Origin of the sequence: Actinoallomurus spadix, assembly GCF_024055725.1 — a bacterium.
In the GTDB taxonomy this organism is placed as follows: domain Bacteria; phylum Actinomycetota; class Actinomycetes; order Streptosporangiales; family Streptosporangiaceae; genus Actinoallomurus; species Actinoallomurus spadix.
The window spans coordinates 197,207-222,443 of sequence record NZ_JAMXMX010000013.1; the positions used below are offsets into that span (position 1 = coordinate 197,207).

23 protein-coding genes and 1 pseudogene are annotated in these 25,237 nt (G+C 70.5%); 13 read left to right on the forward strand and 11 right to left on the reverse strand.

The features are described 5' to 3' along the window. Nucleotides 1-13 precede the first annotated feature (13 nt). Complete coding sequence (locus NE235_RS21215) at nt 14-1,423, reverse strand: cytochrome ubiquinol oxidase subunit I (protein ID WP_252805614.1); 1,410 nt, start codon at nt 1,421-1,423, stop codon at nt 14-16. Nucleotides 1,424-1,644: 221 nt separating this feature from the next. Between NE235_RS21215 and NE235_RS21220 the strand changes: the two genes are divergently transcribed. Then, a complete protein-coding gene (locus NE235_RS21220; protein WP_252805617.1) occupies nt 1,645-2,625 on the forward strand; it encodes an NYN domain-containing protein in 981 nt (326 codons plus the stop codon). A gap of 132 nt (nt 2,626-2,757) precedes the next feature. Here the strand turns inward: NE235_RS21220 and NE235_RS21225 are convergent, their stop codons facing one another. After that, complete coding sequence (locus NE235_RS21225; RefSeq protein ID WP_252805619.1) at nt 2,758-6,156, reverse strand: WXG100-like domain-containing protein; 3,399 nt, start codon at nt 6,154-6,156, stop codon at nt 2,758-2,760. Between NE235_RS21225 and NE235_RS21230 the strand changes: the two genes are divergently transcribed. Further along, nucleotides 6,133-6,519: a hypothetical protein gene (locus NE235_RS21230; protein WP_252805622.1), complete on the forward strand. Its 387-nt coding sequence runs from the start codon at nt 6,133-6,135 to the stop codon at nt 6,517-6,519. The two genes, NE235_RS21225 and NE235_RS21230, sit on opposite strands and share 24 nt — an antisense overlap. Nucleotides 6,520-6,595: 76 nt before the next feature. On the opposite strand, the gene NE235_RS21235 is transcribed toward NE235_RS21230, so the two are convergent. After that, entirely contained in the window at nt 6,596-7,339 is a 744-nt protein-coding gene (locus NE235_RS21235) for a trypsin-like serine peptidase (protein ID WP_252805623.1), read from the reverse strand. A gap of 303 nt (nt 7,340-7,642) precedes the next feature. On the opposite strand from NE235_RS21235, the gene NE235_RS21240 reads away from it, so the two are divergent. The 8 genes from NE235_RS21240 (at nt 7,643) to NE235_RS21275 (ending at nt 16,725) form a co-directional block, all read left to right on the forward strand. Further along, complete coding sequence (locus NE235_RS21240) at nt 7,643-8,488, forward strand: biotin--[acetyl-CoA-carboxylase] ligase (protein WP_252805625.1); 846 nt, start codon at nt 7,643-7,645, stop codon at nt 8,486-8,488. 105 nt (nt 8,489-8,593) lie between these two features. Further along, the gene (locus tag NE235_RS21245) at nt 8,594-8,854 is read left to right on the forward strand and encodes a hypothetical protein (protein WP_252805628.1); all 261 of its coding nucleotides are present in this window, start codon (nt 8,594-8,596) and stop codon (nt 8,852-8,854) included. A 78-nt stretch (nt 8,855-8,932) separates the two neighbouring features. Beyond that, the gene (locus NE235_RS21250) at nt 8,933-11,482 is read left to right on the forward strand and encodes an FtsK/SpoIIIE domain-containing protein (protein ID WP_252805630.1); all 2,550 of its coding nucleotides are present in this window, start codon (nt 8,933-8,935) and stop codon (nt 11,480-11,482) included. 14 nt (nt 11,483-11,496) lie between these two features. Beyond that, nucleotides 11,497-12,129, forward strand: a complete 633-nt coding sequence (locus tag NE235_RS21255) for a hypothetical protein (protein WP_252805632.1) — start codon at nt 11,497-11,499, stop codon at nt 12,127-12,129. Nucleotides 12,130-12,168: 39 nt separating this feature from the next. Further along, nucleotides 12,169-12,678: a PH domain-containing protein gene (locus tag NE235_RS21260; RefSeq protein WP_252805634.1), complete on the forward strand. Its 510-nt coding sequence runs from the start codon at nt 12,169-12,171 to the stop codon at nt 12,676-12,678. 34 nt (nt 12,679-12,712) lie between these two features. Continuing rightward, on the forward strand, nt 12,713-13,693 hold the full coding sequence (locus tag NE235_RS21265) for an adenylate/guanylate cyclase domain-containing protein (protein ID WP_252805636.1): 981 nt from the start codon (nt 12,713-12,715) through the stop codon (nt 13,691-13,693). Between the two features lie 94 nt (nt 13,694-13,787). Next, a complete protein-coding gene (locus NE235_RS21270) occupies nt 13,788-15,857 on the forward strand; it encodes an RNA degradosome polyphosphate kinase (RefSeq protein WP_252805638.1) in 2,070 nt (689 codons plus the stop codon). Next, a complete protein-coding gene (locus tag NE235_RS21275) occupies nt 15,847-16,725 on the forward strand; it encodes an NUDIX hydrolase (RefSeq protein WP_252805640.1) in 879 nt (292 codons plus the stop codon). The genes NE235_RS21270 and NE235_RS21275 overlap by 11 nt, the downstream gene beginning before the upstream one ends. Nucleotides 16,726-16,731: 6 nt before the next feature. Here the strand turns inward: NE235_RS21275 and NE235_RS21280 are convergent, their stop codons facing one another. Beyond that, a complete protein-coding gene (locus NE235_RS21280) occupies nt 16,732-18,207 on the reverse strand; it encodes an MDR family MFS transporter (protein WP_252805642.1) in 1,476 nt (491 codons plus the stop codon). Nucleotides 18,208-18,322: 115 nt separating this feature from the next. On the opposite strand from NE235_RS21280, the gene NE235_RS21285 reads away from it, so the two are divergent. Next, on the forward strand, nt 18,323-19,069 hold the full coding sequence (locus tag NE235_RS21285) for a TetR/AcrR family transcriptional regulator (RefSeq protein WP_252805644.1): 747 nt from the start codon (nt 18,323-18,325) through the stop codon (nt 19,067-19,069). Between the two features lie 290 nt (nt 19,070-19,359). Here the strand turns inward: NE235_RS21285 and NE235_RS21290 are convergent, their stop codons facing one another. Further along, nucleotides 19,360-19,455, reverse strand: coding sequence for a DUF397 domain-containing protein (locus NE235_RS21290; protein ID WP_252805646.1), 96 nt, complete (start codon nt 19,453-19,455; stop codon nt 19,360-19,362). Between the two features lie 26 nt (nt 19,456-19,481). Next, nucleotides 19,482-20,345 carry a helix-turn-helix domain-containing protein gene (locus NE235_RS21295; protein ID WP_252805649.1) on the reverse strand — a complete coding sequence of 288 codons (864 nt, stop codon included), beginning with the start codon at nt 20,343-20,345 and terminating at the stop codon, nt 19,482-19,484. Nucleotides 20,346-20,522: 177 nt separating this feature from the next. Here NE235_RS21295 and NE235_RS21300 point away from each other — a divergent pair, with 177 nt between their 5' ends. Next, nucleotides 20,523-21,020, forward strand: a complete 498-nt coding sequence (locus NE235_RS21300; protein ID WP_252805652.1) for an ATP-binding protein — start codon at nt 20,523-20,525, stop codon at nt 21,018-21,020. Continuing rightward, nucleotides 21,017-21,301, forward strand: a complete 285-nt coding sequence (locus NE235_RS21305; RefSeq protein WP_252805655.1) for a hypothetical protein — start codon at nt 21,017-21,019, stop codon at nt 21,299-21,301. Before NE235_RS21300 ends, NE235_RS21305 begins: the two co-directional genes overlap by 4 nt. Before the next feature lie 207 nt (nt 21,302-21,508). On the opposite strand, the gene NE235_RS21310 is transcribed toward NE235_RS21305, so the two are convergent. The 5 genes and pseudogenes from NE235_RS21310 to NE235_RS38730 form a co-directional block, all read right to left on the reverse strand. Continuing rightward, complete coding sequence (locus NE235_RS21310) at nt 21,509-21,700, reverse strand: hypothetical protein (RefSeq protein ID WP_252805657.1); 192 nt, start codon at nt 21,698-21,700, stop codon at nt 21,509-21,511. Then, nucleotides 21,651-21,965 (reverse strand): class I SAM-dependent methyltransferase, encoded by a 315-nt coding sequence (locus tag NE235_RS38725; protein WP_406567612.1) that lies wholly within the window; start codon nt 21,963-21,965, stop codon nt 21,651-21,653. The genes NE235_RS21310 and NE235_RS38725 overlap by 50 nt, the downstream gene beginning before the upstream one ends. Next, the gene (locus tag NE235_RS21315) at nt 21,880-22,185 is read right to left on the reverse strand and encodes a class I SAM-dependent methyltransferase (RefSeq protein ID WP_252805659.1); all 306 of its coding nucleotides are present in this window, start codon (nt 22,183-22,185) and stop codon (nt 21,880-21,882) included. Before NE235_RS21315 ends, NE235_RS38725 begins: the two co-directional genes overlap by 86 nt. 128 nt (nt 22,186-22,313) lie before the next feature. Further along, nucleotides 22,314-24,950 (reverse strand): DUF6924 domain-containing protein, encoded by a 2,637-nt coding sequence (locus NE235_RS21320; protein WP_252805661.1) that lies wholly within the window; start codon nt 24,948-24,950, stop codon nt 22,314-22,316. A gap of 23 nt (nt 24,951-24,973) precedes the next feature. After that, nucleotides 24,974-25,168, reverse strand: a pseudogene (locus tag NE235_RS38730) (hypothetical protein); the annotation flags it as partial. Nucleotides 25,169-25,237 lie beyond the last annotated feature (69 nt).

The following is a 25,237-nucleotide window of genomic DNA, read 5'->3' on the forward strand; positions in this document are numbered from 1 at the left end:
CCTTGTCAGTTGGTCAGTAGGCGAGGGTGAGCGACGGTTCGGCGGCGGAGCCGCCGTCGGACGGGGGCGGCGCGACGTCCTCCTCGGAGGGCGGACCGGCCTTGACGTACCGCGCCATCAACCCGGTCTCGATGACGATCAGTACGGCGTACAGCGCGGTCAGCGCGAGGACGGAGATGAGCATCGACGTGGCCGAGACGCCGGGTGAGACGCTCGCGGAGGTCTTCAGGACGCCGTAGACCGACCAGGGCTGGCGGCCCATCTCGGTGAAGATCCACCCCGCGGAGTTGCCGACGAACGGCAGGACGAGCGACAGCACGCCGGCGCGCCACACCCACCGGTTGCGCGGCAGCCGCCCGCGGCGCATGAGCCACAGGCCGAGCAGGGCGAGGAACGCGGTGAGGAACCCGACGCCGGCCATGATCCGGAAGTTCCAGTAGGTCACCGGGACGACCGGCCGGTAGTCGCCCGCGCCGTACCGGGCCTGCTCGGCGGCCTGCACGTCGTTGATGCCGTCGACCTTGCCGTCGAAGCGGCCGGTGGCGAGGAACGACAGGACCCGCGGCACCTTGACGCTGAAGACCTCCTTGCGGCCGTCGAGCGTGCCGACGGTGACCAGGGAGAACGACGCGGGCTTCTCCGTCTGGTACAGCGCCTCCGCGGCGGCCATCTTCATCGGCTGCTGCCTCGTCATGACCTTGCCCTGCAGGTCGCCGGTGACGGCGACGCCGAGCGATGCGATCAGCGTGACGGCCAGGGCGATCTTCAACGAGGGCCGGAACACCTCGACGTGCCGGCGCCGGGCCAGGTGCCACGCGCTGATGCCGACCATGAACAGGCCCGCCGTGACGAACGCCGCGGTGATCGTGTGCGGGAAGGCGACGAGCATCGTCGAGTTGGTCAGCACGGCCCAGAAGTCGGTCAGCCGGGCCCGTCCCGTCGCCGGGTCGAGGTGGTAGCCGACCGGGTGCTGCATCCAGGAGTTGGCGGCGAGGATGAAGTACGCCGACAGGAGCGTTCCTACAGAGACGATCCAGATGCAGGCCAGGTGGATCTTCTTCGGCAGCCTGTCCCAGCCGAAGATCCACAGGCCGAGGAAGGTCGACTCGAGGAAGAAGGCGAGCAGTCCCTCCAGGGCCAGCGGCGCGCCGAACACGTCGCCGACGAACCGGGAGTAGGCGCTCCAGTTCATCCCGAACTGGAACTCCTGCACGATGCCGGTGACGATCCCCATCGCGAAGTTGATCAGGAGGAGCTTCCCCCAGAACTTCGTCGCGCGGAGGTACCCCGTGTTCCCGGTCCGCACCCACGCCGTCTGCAGGGCCGCGACGAGCGCGGACAGGCCGATGGTCAGGGGTACGAAGAGGAAGTGGTAGACGGTGGTGATCCCGAACTGCCACCGGGCGATGTCGAGCGGGTTCATGCCCGCGCCCTCCCGTTCATCTACTACGACTCGTAGTACTACGTCTCGTAGTGGATCCTATGGTGTGTCCGCCCCCCATGCGTCGTTACCTCGATCACAGCGCCGCGTGCGGATAACGGGCGGCACCGTTCCCGGAATACCGTGCGACCGGAGAGCGGGAACAGCGAGAAAGGCAGCACAACCGAGGACGGGGGGCTGATCTTCACCTAAAGTCATAGGTGATGACTGTTCGCGAGTCCGTGTCTCAACCACCGCCGCTGCCGCGCTACGCGATCCTCGTAGACGTGGGGTACCTCTACGCCGCGGCGGGTGACCTCCTGTTCGGCATCTCCTCCCGCCGCTCCTACCGGGTGGACGCCGAGGGCCTCATCAAGGCCCTGCAGGACCGCGCGAAGACCTGCATGCGCGGCAAGGAGCTGCTGCGCATCTACTGGTTCGACGCCGCTCGCGACCGCGTGCCGACGATCGACCAGCGGGTCGTCGCGCCGCTGCCCCAGGTGAAGCTCCGCCTCGGCAACCTCAACAAGCACAATCAGCAGAAGGGCGTCGACGCCCAGATCCGCGAGGACCTGGAGACGCTCGCCCGCCACGGCGCCGTCACCGACGCCATCCTGCTGGCCGGTGACGAGGACATGCTCCCGGCCGTGGAGGCCGCGCAGACCTACGGGGTCCTCATCCACCTGTGGGGGGTCGAGCCGCCGTACGGCACGAACCAGGCCGAGCGCCTCATCTGGGAGTCCGACACCGTCGACGTCGTGAACACCGACTTCGTCAAGCCGTACTTCACCCTCGACACCTCCCGCGAGCCGGCCTCGGAGACGCCCGTCACCCCGCCGATCCCGTCGCCCACCGCGGTCTTCGGCTCCCGGCCGCCCCGGCCCACTCCGCCGCCGGTCCGCCCGGCGCAGCCGAGCCCGGTAGCCAAGCTCGGCCCCAGCCGCGACCGCGTCGAGGAGATCGGCGAGCACATCGCGCACAAGTGGATCCTGACCCGGGGCCGGGACAACATCCGCGACCTGCTGCCCGGCCCGATCCTGCCCACGGTCATCGACAAGGAGCTGCTGATCGAGGGCGAGAAGGAGCTCGGCCACTCGCTGCGCCCCTACAAGGAGGCCCGCGACTGGCTGCGCGAGGGCTTCTGGGCGCGGGTCTACCGCGAGTTCGACTTCGGCGTCGGCATCTCCGGCAAGGCCCCTCGCTGACGCTCCGGCTCCCGCCCCTCGGCGGCCCTGCGGGCCGTGGAGGCTGGGGGCCGGAGGATGTCATACGGTCGGTGACGGTGATCAGTACATGCGCGAACCACGGCTCGGGCGGCCCGTGCCGGGGCCCAGGTCTCACGGCTTGAGTTTGATGACCACCAGGCCCAGCCCCTCCTCGCCCGCGGAGAACTGCTGGTCGCCGCGCGTCTCGAAGATCTGGTAGCTCTCGACCCGCGGGTGGTCGTCGAGGAACCGCTCCCAACGGGCCCGGTCGTAGGCCGTGTTGGGGAAGAGCGTTCCCTCCCCGGCCGTGTAGCCCTCGCCGGCACCACTGCCCTTGGACTTGGGGAGGTTCAACACGTTGCCGATGACCACGACCCCACCAGGCCGGACGGCATCGATGATCTTGCTGCGGAAGGCGAAGGCCACATCGGGATCGGTGCTCATCGAATCCCCCGCGAAGAATTCGACTGCGGCATCCGCTCGCATCGTTTCCGGCAACGTGAAGATGTCACCGGGGACGACGACGCTGCGCCGCAGGGCCTTCAGGTCGGCATCTTCGAAATTCGCCGGGTGATCCGGGAAGTATTGCGCCCCGCCCTCTTTGAAGATGGGCCGCCAATTCTGCCAGATGGCTCGGGTGTCGATCTCCTGCGGGATGCCGTACCTGTCCTCGCCGTGGTAGATCCCGTCCCCCTCGAAGTCGTACATCACCTCGTTGTACGCGATCTCCTGCGAATTCCCCTCGTACACGAGCCTGGTGATGTGGCCCCCCGGACGAAGGAACGCGCTCATGGCCGCCGCCGGATAGAGGTTGGATCCGGATCCCACATCGAGGATGCTCGAGAAATGCCCCGGGTGGATCCCCATCTCCCGGAAGATCCGGAACAGGGCGTGAATCATCTTGACATCTTCATCGAAGATGCGAAGTTTGAAGTGGCCCGGCGCCCAGCGTCCCGGCTCGGCCCCGATCGGTGGGTTCCAGTGCGCCGGGACGCGTTCCCCGACGTAGTTCCGTCTCGTGTATTCGATCGGGTCGAACTTGGACCAGTCGGTGAAGGCCTTTTCGTGGGCGTGGGTGCTCTCCGCCAGATCCCTGATCGAGTGCACCATGCCGTCAGGGGTGTCCGCCCGCACCTTCCGGTAGAGCTTGAGGAGCTCGTACGGGTCTCCTTTGCCGGTGAGTTTCTCGGCGACGGGCTCGAGGACCCGGAAGGACGTCGAGCGGGGGAGCCCTTCCTCGCCGGGCCACTCCAGTTTGATCAGCTCCTGCAGACGGGCGACCTCACCGAGCATGAACCGGTGTTCGACGGGATTGCGCGCCTCGAGATGCAGGCGGTAGAACTCCGACACCAGGGCGGCGTCCATGAGTGAACGGGTCCCGGAAGGCGGCGACCCCTCCGCCACTCCCACACCGTGCTCCCGCAGAAGGTCGCGGGCGTAATCCCGGACCAGGCCGGGATCCACGTGCTCAAGCCCGTATTCGGCCTGGACCAGACGGACGACGCGCTCCATCGGCCTGAAGTACTTCTCCACGAGCGGCCAGTCCTCGCCGACGAGGTCGATCGCCAGGCTCAGCGTGTGACCGGCGGCTCTCGTCTGTTCGGGCGTCGGCGGATGGTCGAGGCCGAGGAGGTTCTGGGCGATGTCCCCCATCGCCTCCTTGGGGTCCAGCGTCCTGCCCGGATTCGTCGACCACAGCCGGGCGAGGGCCTTCGCGTCCGACGGCGTCGGCATCTCACCAGGCGGCACGTCCCAGTATCTGCGGATCACGTGGTGGATGTCGTCCAAGGTGACCGAGACGTGCCGCCGCTCGCTCGGATCGAGCCGGTCGAGAGCGTCCAGGAGGATGGACAGGTCGGTCCGGCGGGGATCGACCGGCGAGGCCCCGACCCCCGCCACCTCGGTCTGCCTGTGCCCGAAGATCTTCGTAAGCGTGGCGTCGATGTGACTCTGGGTGATCTCGGCGTCGTGGCCGACGCCTGTCGCCGACCGGGCGAGCTGCCGCACCTGGACGTCCCGGTGCATGTGCCGTACATAGTCGAACGGTTCCCCCGGATGCCAGAGGTCGTGGACTCTGAGCACGCGACCGAGCTCCTGGACGGCCTCACCGCCTGCGCGGCCCGGCACGGACGTCTCCGCGAAGCGGTGGAGGTCCCGTACGCCAGGGGGCGCCGTCCCGTCGGGGTGGTACTGCCGGTAGTAGGCGAGCGACCGGTTGAGGGAGTCGACGTCGTACGCCGTGATCGCGGCGCCGTCGTCCAGGCCGAGGGCGTTGCGCGTCCATGCGCGGAGCTGGGGCGGTTCCGGCAGGCGCCCGGGCTGACCGTTCTCCTCGGCGAGCGTACGGACGAGGGAGTCGATCTGGCGCAGGTGTTCCGTGCCCGCGAGGGTGGTGACGTCCTTGGCGACGTCCGGGCCGAAGGCTCCCTCGGACAACCTGCGCAACTCCTTGGCGCGTCCGGCGCCGACCGGGAGTTCGAAGACATGGCCGAAGGACATGACGCCGGCCATTCCCGCCGCCATGCCGAGGTCCTTGGTCCAGTCGACGTGCCCGTGGTTGAAGACGACGTCCCCGCCCACGTTGATCCCGAACCCGACTCCGGTGTTGACCGCGATCTGGCCGGGCGCCCGGTGGGCGAGGAAACCGGCCAGCGCGCTGCCGTCTTCGGCCGACTTGGCCAGCGCCAGGTGGCTCGACGCGAAGATGCGGCCGCCGAGACCGCCGAACACGGCGGTCTTCGCCACCGACGTCCAGTCGGCCGGCAACCCGTTCATGGCGCGGGTCGTGTTACCGATGAGGCTCTGGCCGCCGGCGAGCGCGGCGCCCATGAGCGTCGCCCTGGCCCGGACTCCCGTCAGGATGGAGCGCAGTGCCACCCCGATCCGTTCGGTCTCCTTCAGGGCCGCCAGCCACGCGAGCACGCTGGACGGCATGAACGCCGGCAGGAGTCTCACCACCTGCCACAGCGCGGCGGTGTAGACGGCGGCCGCCTCGAACGCCTCCTTCGCCGCCTTCACCTCGGTGCCGAAGTACCGGCAGTAGGCCGCCAATCCCCGGTAGGCCTTCGCCGCGTCCGTGAGCCTCCCGCGACCACGGGTCAGGACCTCGAAGGACTCGACGAACGCGTCGATGCCCTTGCCGATGTTGTCGGCGGAGACGTTCTTCACATGCCGAGTGGTCACATCGGTGACATCGTCGATGACGTCCGCCATTCCGTCGATGGCGTCCGCGGCCTGATGGTAGGCCTTCTCGTTGCCGCGCGGATAGGTGCAGCCGGCGACCATGATTTCGAGCAGTTCGAATACCCACTGAAGGCTCGCCGTGGGCGTCTTCTGGGACAATCCTGAGACGGCCGTCTCTCCGGCCACCAGCGTCAGGGCGGCTTTGCGCTCCGCGACCGATCCGTGATCCTCGAGTAGGAGCGGGAACGCGGGGTTGATCGCAGGAGAGGTGACGTCGCCCGCATGCTCTGCCTGTGCGTAGACGTATGCCGTCTGCTTGACGCGGTGCGCGTGGTCGCGCAACGTCAACGCCAGTTCGGCGGTACCGCCCAAGAGGTCGTCGCGCGCCTCGCGGAAGGCAAGGGAACCGTTCTCTCCGTGGAAGAAGGAGTGGCCGAGGTCGTCGTTTCCATACCACGGGCTTTCCGATGGGCTGCCGAAGTAATGCGAACGCTCGCGATCGAGTTCGTCGAGTCTCCAGACGAGCGCTCTCAATCCCGCTTCCAGCGCGTCGCACGCGTCCTCGATCCCATGCCCCTGCGCGGCGATCTGTCCCGGTTTCACTTTGAGGTGCTGATCGTCGCCGAACGTACCCATGCGCGTGACCGCCCGTTCCACCGGCTGGCCGCCGGGGCCATCCTCCATGATCAACAGCAGCGTAGCGACCAATAACGTCAGTCACAATCGCCCATAAATGGATGTCCGGTGATGGGAAGGCATGAAGCCCCCATGGGGGCGGCACCGCTGTTCAGGTCGATGCCTGGTTCGCCTGCTGCCAGAGCGTGTAGATGCCGTTGTCCCACTGGGAGGCGTAGCTGACCGACGGCGTCGTCCCGCCCTCCTGGTAGCCGCCGAGGACCGCGCCGATGGTCGTGGAGTTCCAGGGGGCGGGCTGGTAGTGCTGGAACGAGGTGCCGCTGACGCCGTCCGTGAACGCCGCGCAGTCGACCCGCCAGTAGCCGACGTTGCTGAACTTCACCGACGTGACGGGCGTGTCACACCCATAGGGGACGTCCTGGTCACCGGGATATCCGAGAAGGTGGACCTGCTCCCCGGACTGGAAAGGGTCGGCCGAAATGCGTACGGTTCCGGTCTTGTCGCCAAGCGAATAGTCGTGACCGGTTTTCGACAGCGAAACGATGGCGTAGTCGTATCGTGGATTGTCGAGGAGGCCCCAGCGCGAGTCGATGTAGTAATCGGCCAGCGGCCAGACTCCGTACGGACTGTCGCCACCTGAGTACTCCGGCACGAATGCGCCGAGCTTTCCGATCGGCAGACCGTAGCGCTTGATGCAGTGGGCGGCCGTGACGATCAGATTCGCGCCCACCACGGTGCCCGTGCAGTTGTCCCCTGTCGGGAAGACGATCCTGCCGACGGTGGGCACCGGCCGGGCCGCGCCCGACGCCTTCACACTCGCCCGTCCGGACGCGCCTCCAAGGGCGGTGGTCCAGTACCGGATCGTCGCCTCGGCCTCGGCCTTCGTGTCGTTCAACGGGCCCGAGTCGACCTTTATCGACGACGCCTTCTTCGCCGTTGACCGTGGCCGTGGGGTCGCCGCGTCGGCGTTCGCCATGGACACCGCGGCCGCGCACGTAACCGCGGCCAACGCGAACGAGATTCGTTTGAACACGATGGCCCCTTACGTTCGTCCGGATTCGCGACGAGATGATATTGAATAACGGGATCAGAGGCCACCTATTGCGGTGTATTGGAATTAGTTCGTTTGCCGCGCCCGGGGCGGCGCGGGGCCGGCGGTCCGGCGTTCCGGCAGGCTCCGGCCCCTACGCTGGGATGGGTGAGCCCTTCGCCGTACACCGATCTGGACCGTCCGCCGCTGAACGAGCGGGCGCTGAACCGCGCGCTCGTCCGTCCCGGTGGGGTGTGGCGCCGGATCGAGGTGGTCGACGAGACCGGCTCGACCAACGCCGACCTGGCCGAGGCCGCGCGGGGCGGAGCGGAGGAGGGCCTGGTCCTGGTCGCCGAGGCGCAGACGGCCGGGCGCGGCCGGCTGGACCGGGCGTGGACCGCCCCGCCGCGTTCGGGGCTGGCGTTCTCGGTGCTGCTGCGGCCGTCCGTCCCGGTCGCCCGGCTCGGCTGGCTGCCGCTCCTGGCCGGGGTGGCGGTGGTGAGCGCCCTGCGCGGGTTCGCCGAGGTCGAGGGGGTGTCACGCGGCGGGATGGCCGACGCGGCGCTGAAGTGGCCGAACGACGTGCTGATCCACGGCCGCAAGCTCGCCGGGATCCTCGCCGAGCGCGTCGGCGACGCCGTCGTCCTCGGCATCGGTCTCAACGTCAGCCTGCGCGCCGGTGAGCTGCCGGTGCCGACCGCGACGTCCCTCACCCTGGAGGACGCCCCGGCCGACCGCGACCCGGTGCTGCGCGCGATCCTGCGCGAGCTGGCGCACCGGTACGTCGAGTTCTGCGGGGACTGGACCGAGGGGGAGCTCCGGGGCGCGTACCGCGAGGTGTGCGCGACGCTCGGCCGTCAGGTGCGCGTGGAGCTGCCCGGCGCGGTCGCGGGCGCGCCGGACGGCGTGCTGACCGGGGAGGCCGTGGACGTCGACGCGAACGGCTGCCTGGTGGTCCGCGCCGCCGACGGCGATCACGCGCTCAGCGCCGGCGACGTCGTCCACGTCCGTTAGGGGAACCCGGCCGAACCGGTCACATGACCGTTGGTCGGACCCAACTGGACCGGTCCGCGACGCGCCGGTTTAATTGGGCTATCCCCATCCTCCGGAGGTCGTTGCATGGCCAGTGTGGCTGAGCTCAAGGGCGCCATCGCCCAGGCCGGTGAAGAGGCGGAGCAGGCCGTGCAGCTGCTCGTCCAGGCCGGGAGCCGAGCCGAGTCGGCGCTGCAGTACCTGATCGCGGTGGCCCAGGGGAGCGACCACGACGCCCTGAGCGGCGCGCTCGGCGCGATGGGGCAGGCGGTCGAGAGCATCGAGGAGTGCCAGGGCCAGATCGGCGCCGCCATCGAAGAGGCGAACACCTACGCCGAGGGGCTCTAAGGCGACCACGACCCAGCACGTCCCCGACCGAGGAACCCCGCCCACCGCCGTCTGCGTGAAAGCCGCAGGAACCCCCACATGACGCTCAAGCCCGGCGATCTCGTTGCCGCCGTGCGCAAGGACATCCGGCAGGCGCGCGGCGCGATCCGCGCTCGCCGGGCCCGGCTCGACGAGATGATCGCCGAGGCCGAGGCGGCGGTCGAGCAGGGCCGCCGGGACGTCGCCGCGACGAGCGGCCCGGAGACGGCGATGGCCGTGGCGGGGTGGCGGGAGCTGGCCGCCGAGGCCGCGCCGGGCGCCGCGTCCGCGTCCTGGGCCGACTGGCCGGCCGAGCCCGAGCCGGCCGAGTCCGGGCCGTGCCTGTACCGCGTGGGCACGGCCGCCGGTGAGGTGCCCGCCCTCGTCCCGCTGCTGGACTCCGGCCATCTGAAGATCACCGGGAGTCAGACGCCCCTGGCCGACGCCATCGTCGACGCGCTGCTCGTCCGGATCGTGGCGACGACGCGGCCCGGCTCCGTACGGGTGAGCCTGTACGACCCGCGGCGCCTCGGAGCCGGGCTCGGCGGCTTCCACGCACTGTCCCGGCCGGGCCTGCTCACCGTGTACGGCGTCGAGGAGTTCAAGGACCTCCTCGGCTCGTTGGATCGTGACATCCGGCGCATCCAGCGGGACGTGCTCGGCGGCGGGCACTCCTCCCTCTCCGAGCTCGCCGCGGCCACCGGGCGGCGGCCCGAGCCGTGGCAGGTCGTCATCGTGCAGAGCCCGGCGCGCGGCTTCCGCGACGACGAGGTCGCCCACCTGAACAGCGTGATGCACGCCGGCGCGGCCTGCGGCATCCATGTCATCTGCCGCGACGTTCCCGTCGAGGACGCTTCGGGCATCGAGCGGGTCGACCTCACGGCGGATGGCCGGATCACCACCTCGATGACGGGGGAGCTGCCGGTGACGGCCGAGCCGCCGCCGCCGGAGCTGGTCCGCGCGGTCTGCGAGCGCGCCGCCCGCTGGGCGGGCATCGAACGCGACCCGCCCCGCTTCGCCGAGCTGGTCCCGCACCGCATGTGGAGCGAGTCGTCCGCGGCCGGGGTACGCGCCCCGATCGGCGAGGACGTCGACCGGTACGAACCGGTGGAGGTCCTCCTCGGCGACGACCCGGTGCACGCGCTCGTCGGCGGCCCGCCCGGCTCCGGCAAGACGAACTTCCTCTACGCCATGATCGGGTCGATGGCCGCGCGCTACTCGCCCGAGGAGCTGGAGTTCTACCTGCTGGACTTCAAGGAGGGCGTGTCGTTCGCCCGCCTGGCCAGCGGCCGTACCGACAAGACGTGGCTGCCGCACGCCCGGCTCATCGGCGTGAACATCAACAACGACCGCGAGTTCGGCCTGGCGCTGCTGCGCTTCCTCGCCCGCGAGCTCGAACGCCGGGGCGCCGCCGCCCGCGAGCACGAGGTCACGAAGATCGAGGAGCTGCGGGCCGCCGACCCGGACGGGCACTGGCCGCGTATGGTCGCGGTGATCGACGAGTTCCAGGTGCTGATCCAGCAGCAGGACAAGATCACCGACGAGTCGCTGTACCTCCTGAACGACCTGGCCCGCCGGGGCCGGTCCCAGGGCATCCACCTGGTCCTGGCCAGCCAGAACATCGGCGGCGTCCAGACCCTGTGGGGGCGCGGGGCCATCCTCGACCAGTTCACGCTGCGGATCGCGCTGCCCAAGGCGCGCCGCATCCTCGCCGACGACAATCCTGCCGCGCTGCAGGTCGCGCGCTTCTGCGCGGTCGTGAACGCCGAGTCCGGCGCGCGGCAGGCCAACCGCATCGCCCGCCTGCCGGACGCCGGCGTCGCCGGCACGTTCGACGCGCTGCAGCGGGAGCTGTGGCAGCGCCGGCCCGAGCACCTGGCGCCGCCGCGCATCTTCGACGGCGCGCACGTGCCCGAACTGATGACCGCGCCGGCCCTGCCGCCGGGCGAGAGCGCGGTCGGCCAGCTCATCGACCTGGCCGGCAGCGCGGCGACCGTGCGCTTCGACCGCGCGCCCGGCCGCAACCTCGCGGTCGTCGGCACCCGCGCCGACGAGGCGTACGACGTGCTCGCCTCGGCGGTGCTGTCGCTGTCGCGCGGGCACGCGCCGGGGTCGGCGGTCTTCCGGCTGTACGCGCTGGACCCGCAGCTGGAGCCCCGGGTCGGCCTGCTGGCCCGGCGGCTCGCCGACGACGGCCACGAGGTGACGCTCGGCGGGGAGCTGCCCGAGCCCGCCGACCGGGACGTGCCCGAGTACCTCGCGCTGTTCGCGGTGGACGCCGCGACCGGCCGCGCCGAGGACCTGCGCCGCGCGGTCCGCCGTCTCGTCGAGCACGGCCCGGAGCGCCGGATGCACGTGCTCGGCTGGTGGCGGACGACGGACCGGCTCAAGGCCGACGTCGTCGAGCGTGTCGGGAACGTCCGCAACATCGACGCCTGGGTCGCCCTGGACGTACGGGACAGCGAGCTGTCGCCGCTGCCGGGCGGCCAGATGCTGAGCTGGACCCCGCGCCACCGGCGGGCCCTGTTCCACGACCAGCGCACCGGCGTGCCGCCCCAGCCGATCATCCCGTTCGAGGTGATGAGCGAGACAGGGGACGGCGTCGCGTGAGGGCGGAGGGCCGGATGACGGATCCGCAGGCGGCGCGGCGCGCGTACAAGGAGTACGCCGCCGAGGCCGGCCGCAGGCTGCTCGCGGCGGAGCAGGCCCGGCGCGGCCTGGAGGAGGCCGAGGAGCGGCGGACGGCCGCGTACGCCTCCGTCGAGCAGGAGTGGGCGCGCCTCGACGGCCTGGAGGAGCGGGCGGCGGGCGTCTGGCGGGAGCTGACCACCCGCTTCGGCCCGCACACGGTCGGCCCGCTGCCCGAGCCCGCCGACGACGTACGGCCCGACCAGGAGGCCGCCGAGCTGGTCGGTGACGCGCACCGGCGGGTGCGCGAGCCGGTTCACTACGCCCTCGGCGGCCGGTACGTCCAGATGGCGGTGCTCGGCTTCGTGGTGGCCGTGGTCGTCACCGCCATCGGCTTCGAGCTGGCGAAGAGCCTGCACGGCCTGGGGCAGGCGCGGCTGGCCCTGGCGTACGGGCCGGTGCTGGCGGCGCCGTGGCTGGGGCAGGTCACGGCCGCGGGCTGGATCAGGCTCCGCACGTCGCACGAGGAGCGCGAGTACGCCGTCGACACCGCCATGGGGGGCCTGATCGGGGGCGGCGGCGTGTGGGTCCTCGCCCTCATCTTCATCGTTGTCCACTTTGTGACCTGATGACAGCTGCCGCCGGGCGGTTTCTGCCAGGATGACGCCATGGGTCTTGCGAAGAGCTCGTTGGGCGAGGACGAAGAGATCGTCCTCGAGTTCCACCCGCACTGGTCGACGCTGGTCGGCACGATCTTCTGGGCGGTCGTGACCGTGGCCGTCGCCGCGGTGGCCATCGTCTTCATCCCGGGCGGCAGCGCGCAGACGCTGATCCGCCTGATCATCGCGGCGGTCGCGGTCGTCGTGATCCTCGTCGTCGGGCTGATCCCGTTCCTGCGCTGGGTCACCACCTCCTACACCCTCACGAACCGGCGGTTCGTGCTGCGGCACGGCATCCTGTCGCGCTCCGGGCGCGACATCCCGCTCACCCGGGTCAACGACGTGTCGTTCGAGCACAACCTGATCCAGCGGATCCTGGGCACCGGCACGCTGATCGTCGAGTCGGGCGGTGAGAACGGCCAGCTCGTCCTGAAGAACATCCCCCGGGTCGAGTCCGCCCAGAATCACCTGTACCGGATCGTCGAGGAGCTGACCGACGGCGACGGCGTCAAGCCGTAGCCGGGCCGGGAACCGAGCCGTGGGTGAGCCGTAGATGAGCGACGCGCCGGAGCCGAGGGAGATCGAGGAGCTCCTTCTCGGTGGTGAGCTGCGGTTCACCCGGATCGACGCGATCGAGCGGTCCGGGGTGTCGGAGGAGTTCACCCAGCGGCTGTGGCGGGCCTTCGGCTTCCCGCACCTCGCCGACGAGACGGTCGCCTTCACCGACGGCGACCTCGACGCGCTCGTCCGCATCAAGGACCTCCTCGGCGAGGGCCTGCTGGACGAGGAGATGGTCCTGCGGATGGTCCGCGCCGTCGGCCAGACGATGGCGCGGCTCGCCGAGTGGCAGATCGACATCATCGTCGGCGCGCTGGCCGACCCGCTGCAGCCGCCCTCTCCGGACGTCGTCAACATGATCATGGACCACGCCGAGACGCACATCGCGGCGCTGGAGCCGCTCCTCGTCCACGCGTGGCGGCGGCAGCTCGCCGCCGCGGGCACCCGCGCGCTGACCGCGTCGGCGGCGGAGGACGCCGTTCCGGGGCGGCTGCGGGTGGCGGTGGGGTTCGCCGACATCGTGGGCTTCACCGCGACCAGCCGGAACCTCGGCGAGCTGGAGCTGGCCGAGCTGGTCGAGCGGTTCGAGGAGACCGCCTCCGACGTCGTGGCCGAGCACGGCGGGCGGATCGTCAAGACCCTGGGAGACGAGGTCCTCTACACGGCCGACACTCCCACGCTGGGCGCGGAGATCGGGCTGAGCGTCGCCGAGGCGGTTCGCGCCGGGGGAGACACGGACGTGCGGGTCGGCATGGCGTACGGCCTCGTGCTCTCGCTGATGGGCGACGTCTTCGGCACGACCGTGAACCTCGCCAGCCGGCTGACCTCGATCGCCCGGCCCGGCACGGTCCTCGCCGACGCCGCCCTGGCCGACGGCCTGCGTGGCGACGGCGCGTACGAACTGATCCGCATCGGCCGCCGCCCGGCCCGCGGCCTCGGCATCGTCCAGCCCTACGTCGTGCGCCGCGCCCGCTGAGAGAGTCTTTGCCGGTCAGCGGCTTGATAGGGGGATTTGGGCCGGAAACATCTCGTTCGCTTTCCGTTCACCAAAAATGGGGACCATATACCTCATGAGCGTTGAACCAGGGCATTTCGCCCGATCCGTGGACGGGCTGCCAGAGGATCGGTTCCTTGATCGAGAAGAGAGCTGGCTCCGGTTCAACCAGCGCGTCCTGGATCTCGCCGCCGACCCGTCGCTGCCGCTGCTCGAACGCGTGCGGTTCCTGTCGATCTTCGCGACCAACCTGGACGAGTTCTTCATGGTGCGGGTCGCCGGGCTGACCCGGCGCATGGCCACCGGCATCGCCGTCCAGAGCGCCAGCGGCCGCCAGCCTCGCGAGGTGCTCGCGCACACCTCCGAGGTCGCCCGCGACCTCATGCTGGAGCACGCGGCCCTCTTCCGCGAGGAGATCCTCCCGGCCCTCGCCAAGGAGGGGATCGAGGTCCTGCGCTGGGACGAGCTCGCCGACACCGAGAAGGAGAGCCTGAACCGCCTGTTCCGGCGGCGGATCTACCCGGTGCTGACGCCGCTGGTGGTCGACCCGGCGCACCCCTTCCCGTACATCTCCGGGCAGTCCCTCAACCTGGCGGTGCTGGTCCGCGACCCCGAGGTCGGGACGACGATGTTCGCCCGCGTCAAGGTCCCGCCGGTGCTGCCGAGGTTCCTGGAGGCGTCCCCGTCGCGGTTCGTGCCGCTCGAGGACGTGATCGCCGAGAACCTCCCGGAGCTGTTCACCGGCACCGAGATCCTCGAGCACCACGCCTTCCGCGTCACCCGCAACCAGGACCTGGAGGTCGACGAGGACATCGCCGAGAACCTCCTGCAGGCCCTCGAACGCGAGCTGCTGCGCCGCAGATTCGGGCCCGTCGTGCGCCTGGAGGTCGAGGAGTCGATCACGCCGGAGGTCCTCGACCTGCTGATGACCGAACTGGAGGTCGACGAGCGCGCGGTGTACCGCGTGCCAGGCCCGCTCGACCTCGGCGGCATGTCCGCGATCGCCGACCTCGACCGCGGCGAGCTGAAGTACCCGCCGTTCGTGCCGTCCGAGGCGGCGCTCCCGCACGACACCGACATCTTCGCCACCCTGCGCGACCACGACGTCCTCGTCCAGCACCCGTACGACTCGTTCACCACGAGCGTCGAACGCCTCATCGAGGACGCCGCCACCGACCCGCAGGTCCTCGCGATCAAGCAGACGCTGTACCGCACCAGCGGCGACTCGCCGATCATCGACGCCCTCATCGACGCCGCCGAGGCGGGCAAGCAGGTCGTCGTGGTCGTCGAGATCAAGGCGCGGTTCGACGAGCAGGCCAACATCACCTGGGCGCGCAAGCTGGAGCGCGCCGGCTGCCACGTGGTGTACGGCTTCGTCGGCCTCAAGACCCACTGCAAGACCGCGCTGGTGGTCCGGCTGGAATCCGACGGGACGCTGCGCCGCTACTGCCACATCGGCACCGGAAACTACAACCCCAAGACCGCCCGGATCTACGAGGACTACGGCCTGCTGACCGCCGACCCCGAGGTCGGCCAGGACGTCAGCGCCCTGTTCAACCACCTGACCGGTTATTCGCGCGACACCGACTACCGGCGGCTCCTCGTCGCCCCCGACTCGCTGCGCACGGGCCTCGTCGAGCGCGTCGAGCGGGAGATCGAGCACCACGAGCAGGGCCGGCCCGCCCGTATCCGGTTCAAGTGCAACGCGCTGGTCGACGAGGTTCTCATCGACGCGCTGTACCGGGCGTCGCAGGAGGGCGTGCCGGTCGACGTCTGGGTGCGTGGGATCTGCGCGCTCCGCCCCGGAGTACCCGGCCTGTCGGAGACCATCCAGGTCCGCAGCATCCTCGGCCGGTTCCTTGAGCACTCCCGCGTGTACGCCTTCGAGAACGGCGGGAACCACGAGGTGTGGATCGGCAGCGCCGACCTCATGCACCGCAACCTGGACCGCCGGGTCGAGACGCTCGTGCGCGTCACCGACCCGGCCCACTGCGCCGACCTCGTCGGCCGCTTCGACCTCGCGATGGGCGCGGACACCAAGTGCTGGGTCCTCGGCGAGAACGGCGTATGGACCCGGCACGAGGGGGACGTCGACGTGCAGACCCACCTGATGCGGGCACGCCGCTGGAGGACCGTTGATTCCTGACCCCCCGGGAACGATCAGCGCCGCCGGCGCGGTGCTGTGGCGGCCCGGCCCGGACGGCCGCCCGCTCGTCGCCCTGATCCACCGCCCCCGGTACGACGACTGGTCCTTCCCCAAGGGCAAGGTCGACCGGGACGAGCACGTCGTACGCGCCGCGGCCCGCGAGGTCTGGGAGGAGACCGGCGTCTGGCCCGTCCTCGGCCGCCGGCTGTCCACGGTCCGGTACGAGGCGCGCGGCCGGCCCAAGCGGGTCGACTACTGGACGGCCACCGGCGACGAGGGCCGGTTCGTTCCGAACGACGAGGTCGACCGGGTCGACTGGCTCCCGATCGCGGAGGCGGAGGACCGGCTCAGCTACGACCACGACCGCGGCGTGCTCGGAGAGTTCGCCACCGGCCCCCTCCGCACGACGCCGTACATCGTGCTCCGGCACGCCACGGCCGGGCAGAAGCGGGACTGGGAGGAGGACGACCTGCTGCGCCCTCTCGACCCGGAGGGCCGCGCGCAGGCCCAGCGGCTCGACGACGTCCTGATCTGCTATGGCCCGGCCCGCCTGATCAGCTCGGCGACGGCCCGCTGCGTCGAGACGGTCCTGCCCTACGCCGCCCGTACGGCCGCGGACGTGCGCACCGACTGGGCCGTGACGGTCGGCACGGCCAAGGCCCCGGGAGACCGGCTCGCCGAACTCCTCGCCGACGGCGTCCCCGCCGTGATCTGCACCCACGGCGAACTCGTGCCCGACCTCATCACCCGTGCCTGCGACGAGCTCGGCGCCCCGCCCCCGGAGGACCCCCGGCTCCCGAAGGGCGGATTCTGGGTCCTCCAGGTCGCCGACCGCGCCCTCGCCTCCCTCGAACGCCACACCTGCTGACCGCGCTCACCTGGTTCCGCCCCTGCGCGGAACCAGCAGCACGGGGATCAACGTCACGGCCAGGATCACGGCCGCCCACCAGAACGTGTCCGTGAACGCCGCGGTCAACTGCGCGGGCATCCGCGCGGTGCGATGGGTGACGGCCTCCCGGAGGTTACCGGTCGCCCCCGGCACGTGATCGCGGATCATGATCTGCAGGACGATCGCGAGGATCGCGGTGCCGAACGAGCTGCCGACCCGGATGAGGATGCTCGCGCCGGTCGTCGCGGCGGGCACCGACTCACGCGGGATCCCCTGATACGCGGCCGCCATCAGGACCGGGGACACGGCACCGTGCCCCAGGCCGATCACCAGCATCACGGCCATCAGCGCCGGACGGCCGGTGGACGGGTCGATCCGGGTCAGGACCAGCGCCCCGGCCAGCACCAGCGCCACCCCGGCCGTCGCGATCCAGCGCGCCCCGTACCGGTCGGTCATCCTCCCCGCCACGGTCATCGTGAGCATCGCGCCGAGACCGAGCGGGGAGATCAGCCACCCCGCCTCCATCGGTGACTCACCCCGCACGACCTGGGAGAACAACGGCAGCAGCACCGTCAGGCCGAACACCGGAACGCAGTAGGCGAACAGCCCGCCGGTCGCGGCGGCGAACGAGCGGTCGCGCAGCAGCCGCACATCGATCAGCGCGCCCGCCCCCTTGCGCAGCGCGTGCGCCACGAACGCCGCGACCAGCACGGCACCGGCCCCGATACCGGCCAGGAAGCGGGAGCTGGACAGGCCGGTGCCCTCCCCGGCCTGCGCCAGGCCGTACACGAGCGCGGCCAGGCCGGGGGAGAGCAGCAGCATGCCGACGAGGTCCAGGGGCGCGCTCGGGTCGCGCTCGGCGTCGCGCGGCATCATGCGCAGCGCGGCGGCCAGCGCCAGCGCGCAGAACGGGACGTTGATGAAGAACAGCCAGCGCCAGCTGACGCTGTCGAGGATCACGCCGCCGAGCAGCGGGCCGAGCACGGGCGCGAGCATGGCCGGCACCGAGACGATGGTCATCACCCGGCCCATCCGGTCCGGTCCGGCGGCGCGGGCCAGCACGGTCTGGCCGATCGGCATGAGCATGCCGCCGCCGACGCCCTGCAGGATCCGGAAGGTGATCAGGGCGGGCACCGACCAGGCCAGCCCGCACAGCAGCGAGCCGGAGATGAACAACGCGATCGAGGTCAGCCACATCGTGCGCGCCCCGAAGCGGCGGACCGACCAGCCGGTGAGCGGGATCGCCATGGACAGGGCCAGGGTGTAGCCGGTCATCACCCACTGGATCGACGACAGCGAGGCGTCGAAGTCCTTGCCGAGGGTGGTGACGGCGACGTTGACGATCGTGGTGTCGAGGATCGTCATGATCGCGCCGAGCAGGACGACGATCGCGAGCCGGCGCAGCTCGGGATCGATGCCGCGCTGTTCCGCGGCCTGCTCGCGCGTGGGTACGGCGCTCATTCGACTCTTCCTCCGCCGAGGTTTCCGTACGCTGTATCGTCTCAACCGTACGCCGTATCGCTGTTTCCGTACAGCGTTTCGCTCGGAACGTACGCCGTACGGATACGATCGGGGCATGACACTCGACGGGGACCGGCCCTCCACAGTCCCTGAGCGCTACGGGCGCGCCGGCGACCGCAAACGCGCCGCCGAGCCGGTGTGGTCCCGCCCGCGCGGCGGGCGCCGGCCGAAGCTCAGCCGGGAGGCGATCGTGGCCGCCGCCATCGCGATCGCCGACGCCGAGGGCCTGGACGCGGTGTCCATCCGGCGCGTCGCGAGCGAGCTCGGCGTCCGCGCGATGAGCCTCTACACCCACATCGACGCCAAGGAGGACCTCCTCGACCTCATGCACGACGAGGTGGCCGCCGAGGTGCTGATCGAGGGCGAGCTGCCCCCTGACTGGCGCGAGGCGTTCCGGGAGATCACCGCCAGGGAACGGGAGGTCACGCTGCGGCACCCGTGGGTGTTCCAGCTCGCGGGACGCTCCCCACGGGTCGGGCCCAACGGCCTCATGCACGCCGAGCAGTCGTTCACCGTCGCGAGCCGGCTCACCGACGACCCGCGCGAGATGCTGGCCATCGTCAGGGCCATCGACCACTACATGCTCGGCTACACCCTCCGCACGCAGGGCGGTCGCGAACGCAAAGCCGCCGGCCTGGGCGGAGTAGGCGAGGAGCCGTACGTGCGCACCCTCCTGGCCGAGGGAACCTTCCCGCACTTGAAGCCGGTGCTCGACGCGGGAATCCATGACCAGGATGACTTCGAGCAGGGCCTCACCTGGATCCTGGACGGCATAGAACGCGAATACGGCCACCGCCGCTAACGACAGCGCCCTACCCGATCAAATCGCCCAGCGACTTTGCCGCCGCCGCTGACGCGCAGCCCCGGCGAATCGGTCACCGACCCGTCAACACCGACGGCAATGCGACCACAGCGACGGCAAAGTCACGGAGGCCAAGCACGAAGATTCCCTACCGGGTGCTCTCAAGTGTTGACGGTGGCGACCTCGACGCAGGCGTCTTGCTGCTGCGAGCGCAACGCCTTGCGCCAATCGATTACGCAGGTCAGGCCTCGGGTCGAGTCCATGGGCGTACGTTTCCTCGTAGGGGGTGGTCAGGCGTTGACGACGGCGACCTCGACGCACTCACCGGAGTCCGTGGACCGCTCGGCCTTGCGCCACTCTGCACGCGAAAGATCGACCTGGGGCATGGGCGTACGCCTCTCGGCTCGGTGGGTCAGGTGCTGGCCAATTCCTCGGCGATGAACGTCATCGTAGCCGCGGGTGACAATGCCGCCCCGACCAGATGGCGGAACGCCCCGTGGAATCGCTCGACCTCGGCCGCCTCCTCGATGTACAACTCGCCGGCGAAATTGTCGACGTAGGCGGCGTCACGGTCGGCGTCGTCGGGGAATTGGAGGATCGTGAACGGGCCACGCCCAACGCCTGGATGAGCGCCGATGGAGAACGGGATCAGCTGCAGTGTCACCGAGGGCATGCGCGCTGCTTCTGCGAGGCGTTCGAGTTGGCCGTGAATGACCTCGGGGCCGCCCACCGGTCGCCGGATCGCGGCCTCGTCGATGACCGCCCATAGGCTAAGCGGGCTGGGGCCGGTGAGTATTTGCTGGCGTTGCATGCGTACGGCGACGCGGTCGCTGGTCACCTGGTCAGAGACCTCATCGTGCGGATTCTCCACCAGCGCCCGAGCGTAGTCCTCGGTCTGCAGCAGACCGGGGATGACGAGCGGCTGGTAGGTCAGCAGCGTCGATGCTTCGGCTTCCAAGCCGATGTAGGTGGTGTAGGTCTCCGACAGCATCTTGCTATGGGGCTGCCACCAGCCACGCTGGCGTCCCTCGCGAGCCAGGGTGAGCAGTTCTTCGTGCTGCCGAGCGTCCTTCACGCCGTAGACATCCAGCAGCGCCCGCACGTCGCCGATGTTCGGCCGCACCCACTGAGCGTTCTCGATGAAGCGCAGCTTGGCCGTGGAGAACTCCAGCCGCTCGGCGACCTGCTCCAGGGTCATGCCGGCGCTGGCGCGGAGCTGTCGTAGTTCGGCCGACAGGCGACGCCTGCGCAGGGTTGGACTGCGGCGTTCTGGCATGGCAGCGATCGTAGCCACGGCTGGCTTCCGTCTCATTGAAAACCGGCAATTGCTATCTAATAGTACTCGTTCAAAGATTGCGATTGAAAGTTTGCCTGTAGGAGTCCATCCTGACGCTACTCAACACGTCCGCCAGGGGCCATGCACCCTGGCACGATTACAGGGAGTTGATATCCCGTGACACCCGATCCAGCGGTCATCACCGACCGCTCCCCATATCCCCCCGAACCGGCATCCGCTTCCGTCTCGCTCCACGTCCGGCGTGACGCCGTACGCGACGCCCGGCGCTTCGCCGCCGGCGCGGTGGCCGGGCACCCGTACGACTCTTACGAGATCGCGCTGGTGGCCTCGGAGCTGGCGACCAACGCCGTACGCGCCGCCGAGACCATGCACCCCACCTGGCCCGACGACATCCGCCCGATCGGCATCACGCTGACCGTCACCGACCGGTACGCGCACCTGGCCGTCAGCGACCCCGACCCCGAACCCCTGCCCGCCCAGCAGCACGGCGGCCTGCTCGCCGAACGCGGACGCGGCCTGACCATCGTCGACCAGCACGCCGCCGCCCGATGGGTCACCTACACCGACCGCCACAAGACCGTCCATGCCCTCATCACCGCACCCGGCGTCATCCTCACCGCCACAGAACTCGCCGAAATCCAGGAGGCATCGTGATCCGGCGACTACTCGCCTCCCTCGGCATCCTCATCGCCAGGCCCGGCCGGTCCCCGTGGCCGCCTCCGCCGCACCGGCCCGAGCCACCCGATCCCTCCCCGGCCCAGTTCGCCGAAGTCCAGGCCCTGTGCTCCCAGTGGCTGGTGATGTGGTGCTGGTACCGCCGCGCATACGCCGCCATCGCCAAATTCGGCCCCGCGCCGACGATCATCTACGCCCGCGACCCACGCCATTTAGTCTTCCAATGCCGCGCGGCCGAACTGGCGGCGCCGATCCCCTGAGCGTGCACGCAGTCGCGCTGGCGATCGCTGCGGCTAGAGCGCAGCGATCGCCAGGAGAACCGAGTCAGAAGCGTGTTTCGGAGCCGTGCGTGACTTCGCCGCCGGGGTGGTCACCTTGCCGTCGATGGTGACGGATCGATGACCGGTTTGCCGGGACGTGTCACGTCACGATCGACGTCACAGTGGCTGCTCGACCCGTTCGCTCCGTCAGGCGCGGGCTCCGGGGAGCCTGGCGATCAGGGCGTAGCGCTCGTCGGTGACGGGGCCGCCCCACAGGTCCGGGTCGTCGCTGAGCGGCTCGATCCGCAGGTCTGTGGCGAGGGGGCGCACGGCGGAGTCGGCGGCCAGGTCATGGGCGCCGACTCCGCCGTGCCACGGCAGGCGTTCCGCCCCGCTCACGGAGGGCCTCCCGATGCCCCGACTCACGCCACCGGCCCTCGACCAGGACCACCCGGCCGCCGGGCCGCAGTCGCTGCACCCACTCGCGCAGCGCGGCCTCGGGATCGGGGAGGGTCCACATCAGGTGGCGCGACAGCACGACCTCGAAGACTTCGTCGCCGGTCGGCGGCGAGGTCGCGTCACCCACGAGGAACCGGCACGGCAGGCCGGGCGGCCGCCAGCTTGGCGCGGGCTTGGGAGACCATTCCCGGCGCCAGGTCCACACCGGTCACGCGATGCCCCGCCTGCGCCAGGAGCAGAGAGAGCGAGCCGGTTCCGCAGCCGACGTCGAGGACGTCGACGGCGCCGGGCGGCATCCAGGTGTGGAGCGACCGCGCCCAGGCCGCGCGAGTCCGTTCAGCCCGCAGTCCGTGATCCGGCTCGTCGTCGAAGGTCAGTGCGGCGGCGTCCCAGTAGCCGGCGATGGCGGCGGTGTCGTCGCTCATGACCGGCATCCTCGCAGTGGAGTCCGACAGGCGCGGCTCGGCGGCTCGGCGCCGAGGTTCTTGGTGCCGGGAGCGACGACGATCCTCGGCGCTGACGGCGGCTCAGGGACGCGCGGGGAGACGGGGCGTCAGTCCACCATGCGTTCGTACGGTTCGTCGTCGTCCTCGTCATCGCCGGCGAAGTCCTCCCAGTCCATGTTGGCGAGGCCGAGGTTCGTGCTGATCTCGATGGCCGCGTTGGGCAGCAGGCGGAACTGCGTGACGAATCCCTCCTCGTCCTCCTCGAAGGGCTCACCGTCCCATTCGGTCGAAACGGCCAGCAGTGGATGATCCGGGCCGCGCATCGTGGTGCTGTCGGTGATGAAGATCGCCGTTGGCCGGCTCGAACCGGGCATGGCCGTGCGAACGTCTTTCAGCACCCGCTCGATGGAGGCATCGGCGTACCTGGGGTCGCTGACGAGGTAGGGAGTCACCGGCTCGTCGTCCACCCAGGGCATACGCAGTTGCTCGACCACCCGGTTCCAGGCGTCATCGTCGGTGAAGTCGGTGCGGATCACCAGCGGGTACATCTCGTCGTGCCCTTCGATCGCCGGGAACGATTCGGCCGGCTCGGCCGCAGGCGCCGCGGAGGGTGACGGGGCCGGTACCAGGACCCCGCCGAGCAGCGGGCCGCCGAGCTCGGCGGCGCTGGGAACCAGCCCGGACACGCGGAACACCAGCTCGTGGCGGTGCAGGTCGTGCGCGAGGTCGTCCAGTGCGGCGGCGACGTCCGGCACCTTCGTCCCCTTGCGGCGGCGCGGCTCGTCCCGCACCTCGGCCACGAGGCCGCCGTCCTGATGAAGGCTGAAGGTCCCGCCGTAGGCGTCCCCGCCGGACGGCTGGTGGAGGGCCACCACCGAGGTCGAGGGTGCCAGCGCCGCCACCGGCAGGGTGGGGTCGTCACTGACCAGGAGAACGTCCGGACCCACGGCGATCGCCGCCACCACCGTCCCCTCGCCCGGGTGTGCGGTGTCCCGGTGCCGCTGGAGCCGGTGCCACGTGGTCCGCGTCACCGAGCCCGGCGCGACACCGGTGCGCTCGAGTACGTCCTGCGGGGTGCTCTCCCTCACCACCGCGACGCAGTAGCCGCGGCCCTGGCCCACCAGCGCGCCGAACCAAGCGGCCAGGTCGTCGTTGTGCGGTATCGCCGGCTCGCGCACCGAGGCCACCCGGCTCCAGGAGCCGGCGGAGGACCAGACGACGGCTCCCGTGTCGTCACGGAGCTCCGCCGCGCCGCGCACGACCACGAGCTCGGCGCCCGGCCCGGCGATCTCCTCCACCATGGCGCCGTCCGGGGTCCGCAGGCGCAGGAAGCCGTCCTCGTCGAGCACCAGGACGGTCTCCCGCTCGGGGAACCGGTCCCAGTGCGAGGTCCGTCCCCGCAGGATGACGAACGCCACGGAACCGCCGTGGGACAGCACGGTCGACCCGTCTTCGCTGGTCAGCGACTGTCCGTACAGGCTCTCGCCCCGGCGCATCCTCGACCCCCGGGCCACCGTGCGGTGACCGGTCCCCGCGGCCGCCGGCACCTGGGGGATTCCCGAGCTCCACACGACGGCGCCGTTCGCGTCGGTCAGGGCCAGCTCACCGCTGTCCCGCATCTCCAGGCGCCGCACGCCCAGCCACGCCGTGCCGGTGCTCCACACCCGGTCGCCGTGGTGGTCCCAGGCCACGAGATCCCCGTCGGGGCCCAGGCATACCCGGTCCGATCGCGGCGAGACGCCGGCCCACACCCGCTCCCGTGTGACGTTGTCCCGTACGGCCAGGGACGGCTCGTAGATCGAGTGCAGCACGGTGAACCGCCCTGACGGCGAGGTCAGGGACTCCATCGACAGCGTGCCGCCGAGCGGCAGCCATGATCCTCCCGGTTGCCATCCCTCCCACTCGGCCGGGCGGTCGCCGTGGGCTCGGGGCGTGGGCGGAATCTCGGGCACCGGCCTCGCGTGCGAAGGCGCCGGCGTGTCGGCGAGCGGTGCTTCCGGCGTCCGGCCAGGTGACGCCTGCGCGACGCGTACGCCCCGGTAGGCGACGGGGGCGTGGCCTTCCCGCTGGCGGTAGCCGACGAATCCGGCAGCGGCGTCGGCCAGGAACCGGACCGCCTGAAGCTGCAGGTGCGGGGAGCCGTTGCTGCCGGTGATGTCGAGGCGATAGTGGGCATAGGAGCCGGGCTCGGCGATCCGGTACGTCCTGGCCTGGTGCCGCCGGCTGAACGACTCACCCGAGCGGATGTCGAGCGTTCGCCATACGGTTCCGTCCGCGGAGCCGCGCAGGGTCCAAGTGGCCGGGTCGCGGTCGGGCGCGTCATCGGCGGAGGTGAGGACGTACCGATCCACCGCGATCGGCCGGGAGAGCTGGAAACCCAGGGACGCGCGGTCGTGCGGTGCGAACCACTTGGCGGCCGACGCGTCCGTCAGGTTCGCGGCCACCTCGCCCGCGTCGCGATGTTCGGCACTGGCCCACACGACGCTCACCAGGTCGGTGACGTCGGCGTTGCCGGAGGGACTCACCGAACGCAGCGTGACCGAACAGGCGAGACCCGATCGCTCGCGCCAGGCCGCCCACCGTACGGGCGCGTCACCGCCGTCATCGATCAGCAGCCGTAGCGGTCCCGCCGGCCGCCGGCCGTCCGGTTCCTCGACCTCCGTTTCGAACTCGAGCCATCGATCACCGGAGGCTTCCTCCGGGTACTCTCGCCGGTCATCGCGTTCGCCCTGCACCTCCACCACGTCACCGCGGTGGTGCGGCAGTGGCCATAGCAGCTCGCCATGTCCGGGGAGAAGGCCACTGCGGACTGCGAGCCGTCCTCCGTGCCCCAGTGCAGGTGCGCCGGCACCACACTCTCACCGCGGCTCAGGTGCACGAGCAGCGGTGACGCCGGCAGCCACTCCGCGGAGTCCCCCGCGCGCCGCCACATGCGAAACGCGAACACCGAACCTTCGACCATTGTGCGATCGCGCCTTCCGTCCACTCGGCAGCCGTATGCCCCTGCATGGGCATACGGCTGCCGGTGGCC

Excerpts from the sequence above, each read along its gene's own strand:
- NE235_RS21215 (WP_252805614.1), bottom strand. The coding sequence starts at position 1,423 with ATGAACCCGCTCGACATCGCCCGGTGGCAGTTCGGGATCACCACCGTC.
- NE235_RS21220 (WP_252805617.1), top strand. The coding sequence starts at position 1,645 with ATGACTGTTCGCGAGTCCGTGTCTCAACCACCGCCGCTGCCGCGCTAC.
- NE235_RS21245 (WP_252805628.1), top strand. The coding sequence starts at position 8,594 with ATGGCCAGTGTGGCTGAGCTCAAGGGCGCCATCGCCCAGGCCGGTGAA.
- NE235_RS21250 (WP_252805630.1), top strand. The coding sequence starts at position 8,933 with ATGACGCTCAAGCCCGGCGATCTCGTTGCCGCCGTGCGCAAGGACATC.
- NE235_RS21255 (WP_252805632.1), top strand. The coding sequence starts at position 11,497 with ATGACGGATCCGCAGGCGGCGCGGCGCGCGTACAAGGAGTACGCCGCC.
- NE235_RS21260 (WP_252805634.1), top strand. The coding sequence starts at position 12,169 with ATGGGTCTTGCGAAGAGCTCGTTGGGCGAGGACGAAGAGATCGTCCTC.
- NE235_RS21265 (WP_252805636.1), top strand. The coding sequence starts at position 12,713 with ATGAGCGACGCGCCGGAGCCGAGGGAGATCGAGGAGCTCCTTCTCGGT.
- NE235_RS21270 (WP_252805638.1), top strand. The coding sequence starts at position 13,788 with ATGAGCGTTGAACCAGGGCATTTCGCCCGATCCGTGGACGGGCTGCCA.
- NE235_RS21280 (WP_252805642.1), bottom strand. The coding sequence starts at position 18,207 with ATGAGCGCCGTACCCACGCGCGAGCAGGCCGCGGAACAGCGCGGCATC.
- NE235_RS21285 (WP_252805644.1), top strand. The coding sequence starts at position 18,323 with ATGACACTCGACGGGGACCGGCCCTCCACAGTCCCTGAGCGCTACGGG.
- NE235_RS21290 (WP_252805646.1), bottom strand. The coding sequence starts at position 19,455 with ATGCCCCAGGTCGATCTTTCGCGTGCAGAGTGGCGCAAGGCCGAGCGG.
- NE235_RS21295 (WP_252805649.1), bottom strand. The coding sequence starts at position 20,345 with ATGCCAGAACGCCGCAGTCCAACCCTGCGCAGGCGTCGCCTGTCGGCC.
- NE235_RS21315 (WP_252805659.1), bottom strand. The coding sequence starts at position 22,185 with ATGAGCGACGACACCGCCGCCATCGCCGGCTACTGGGACGCCGCCGCA.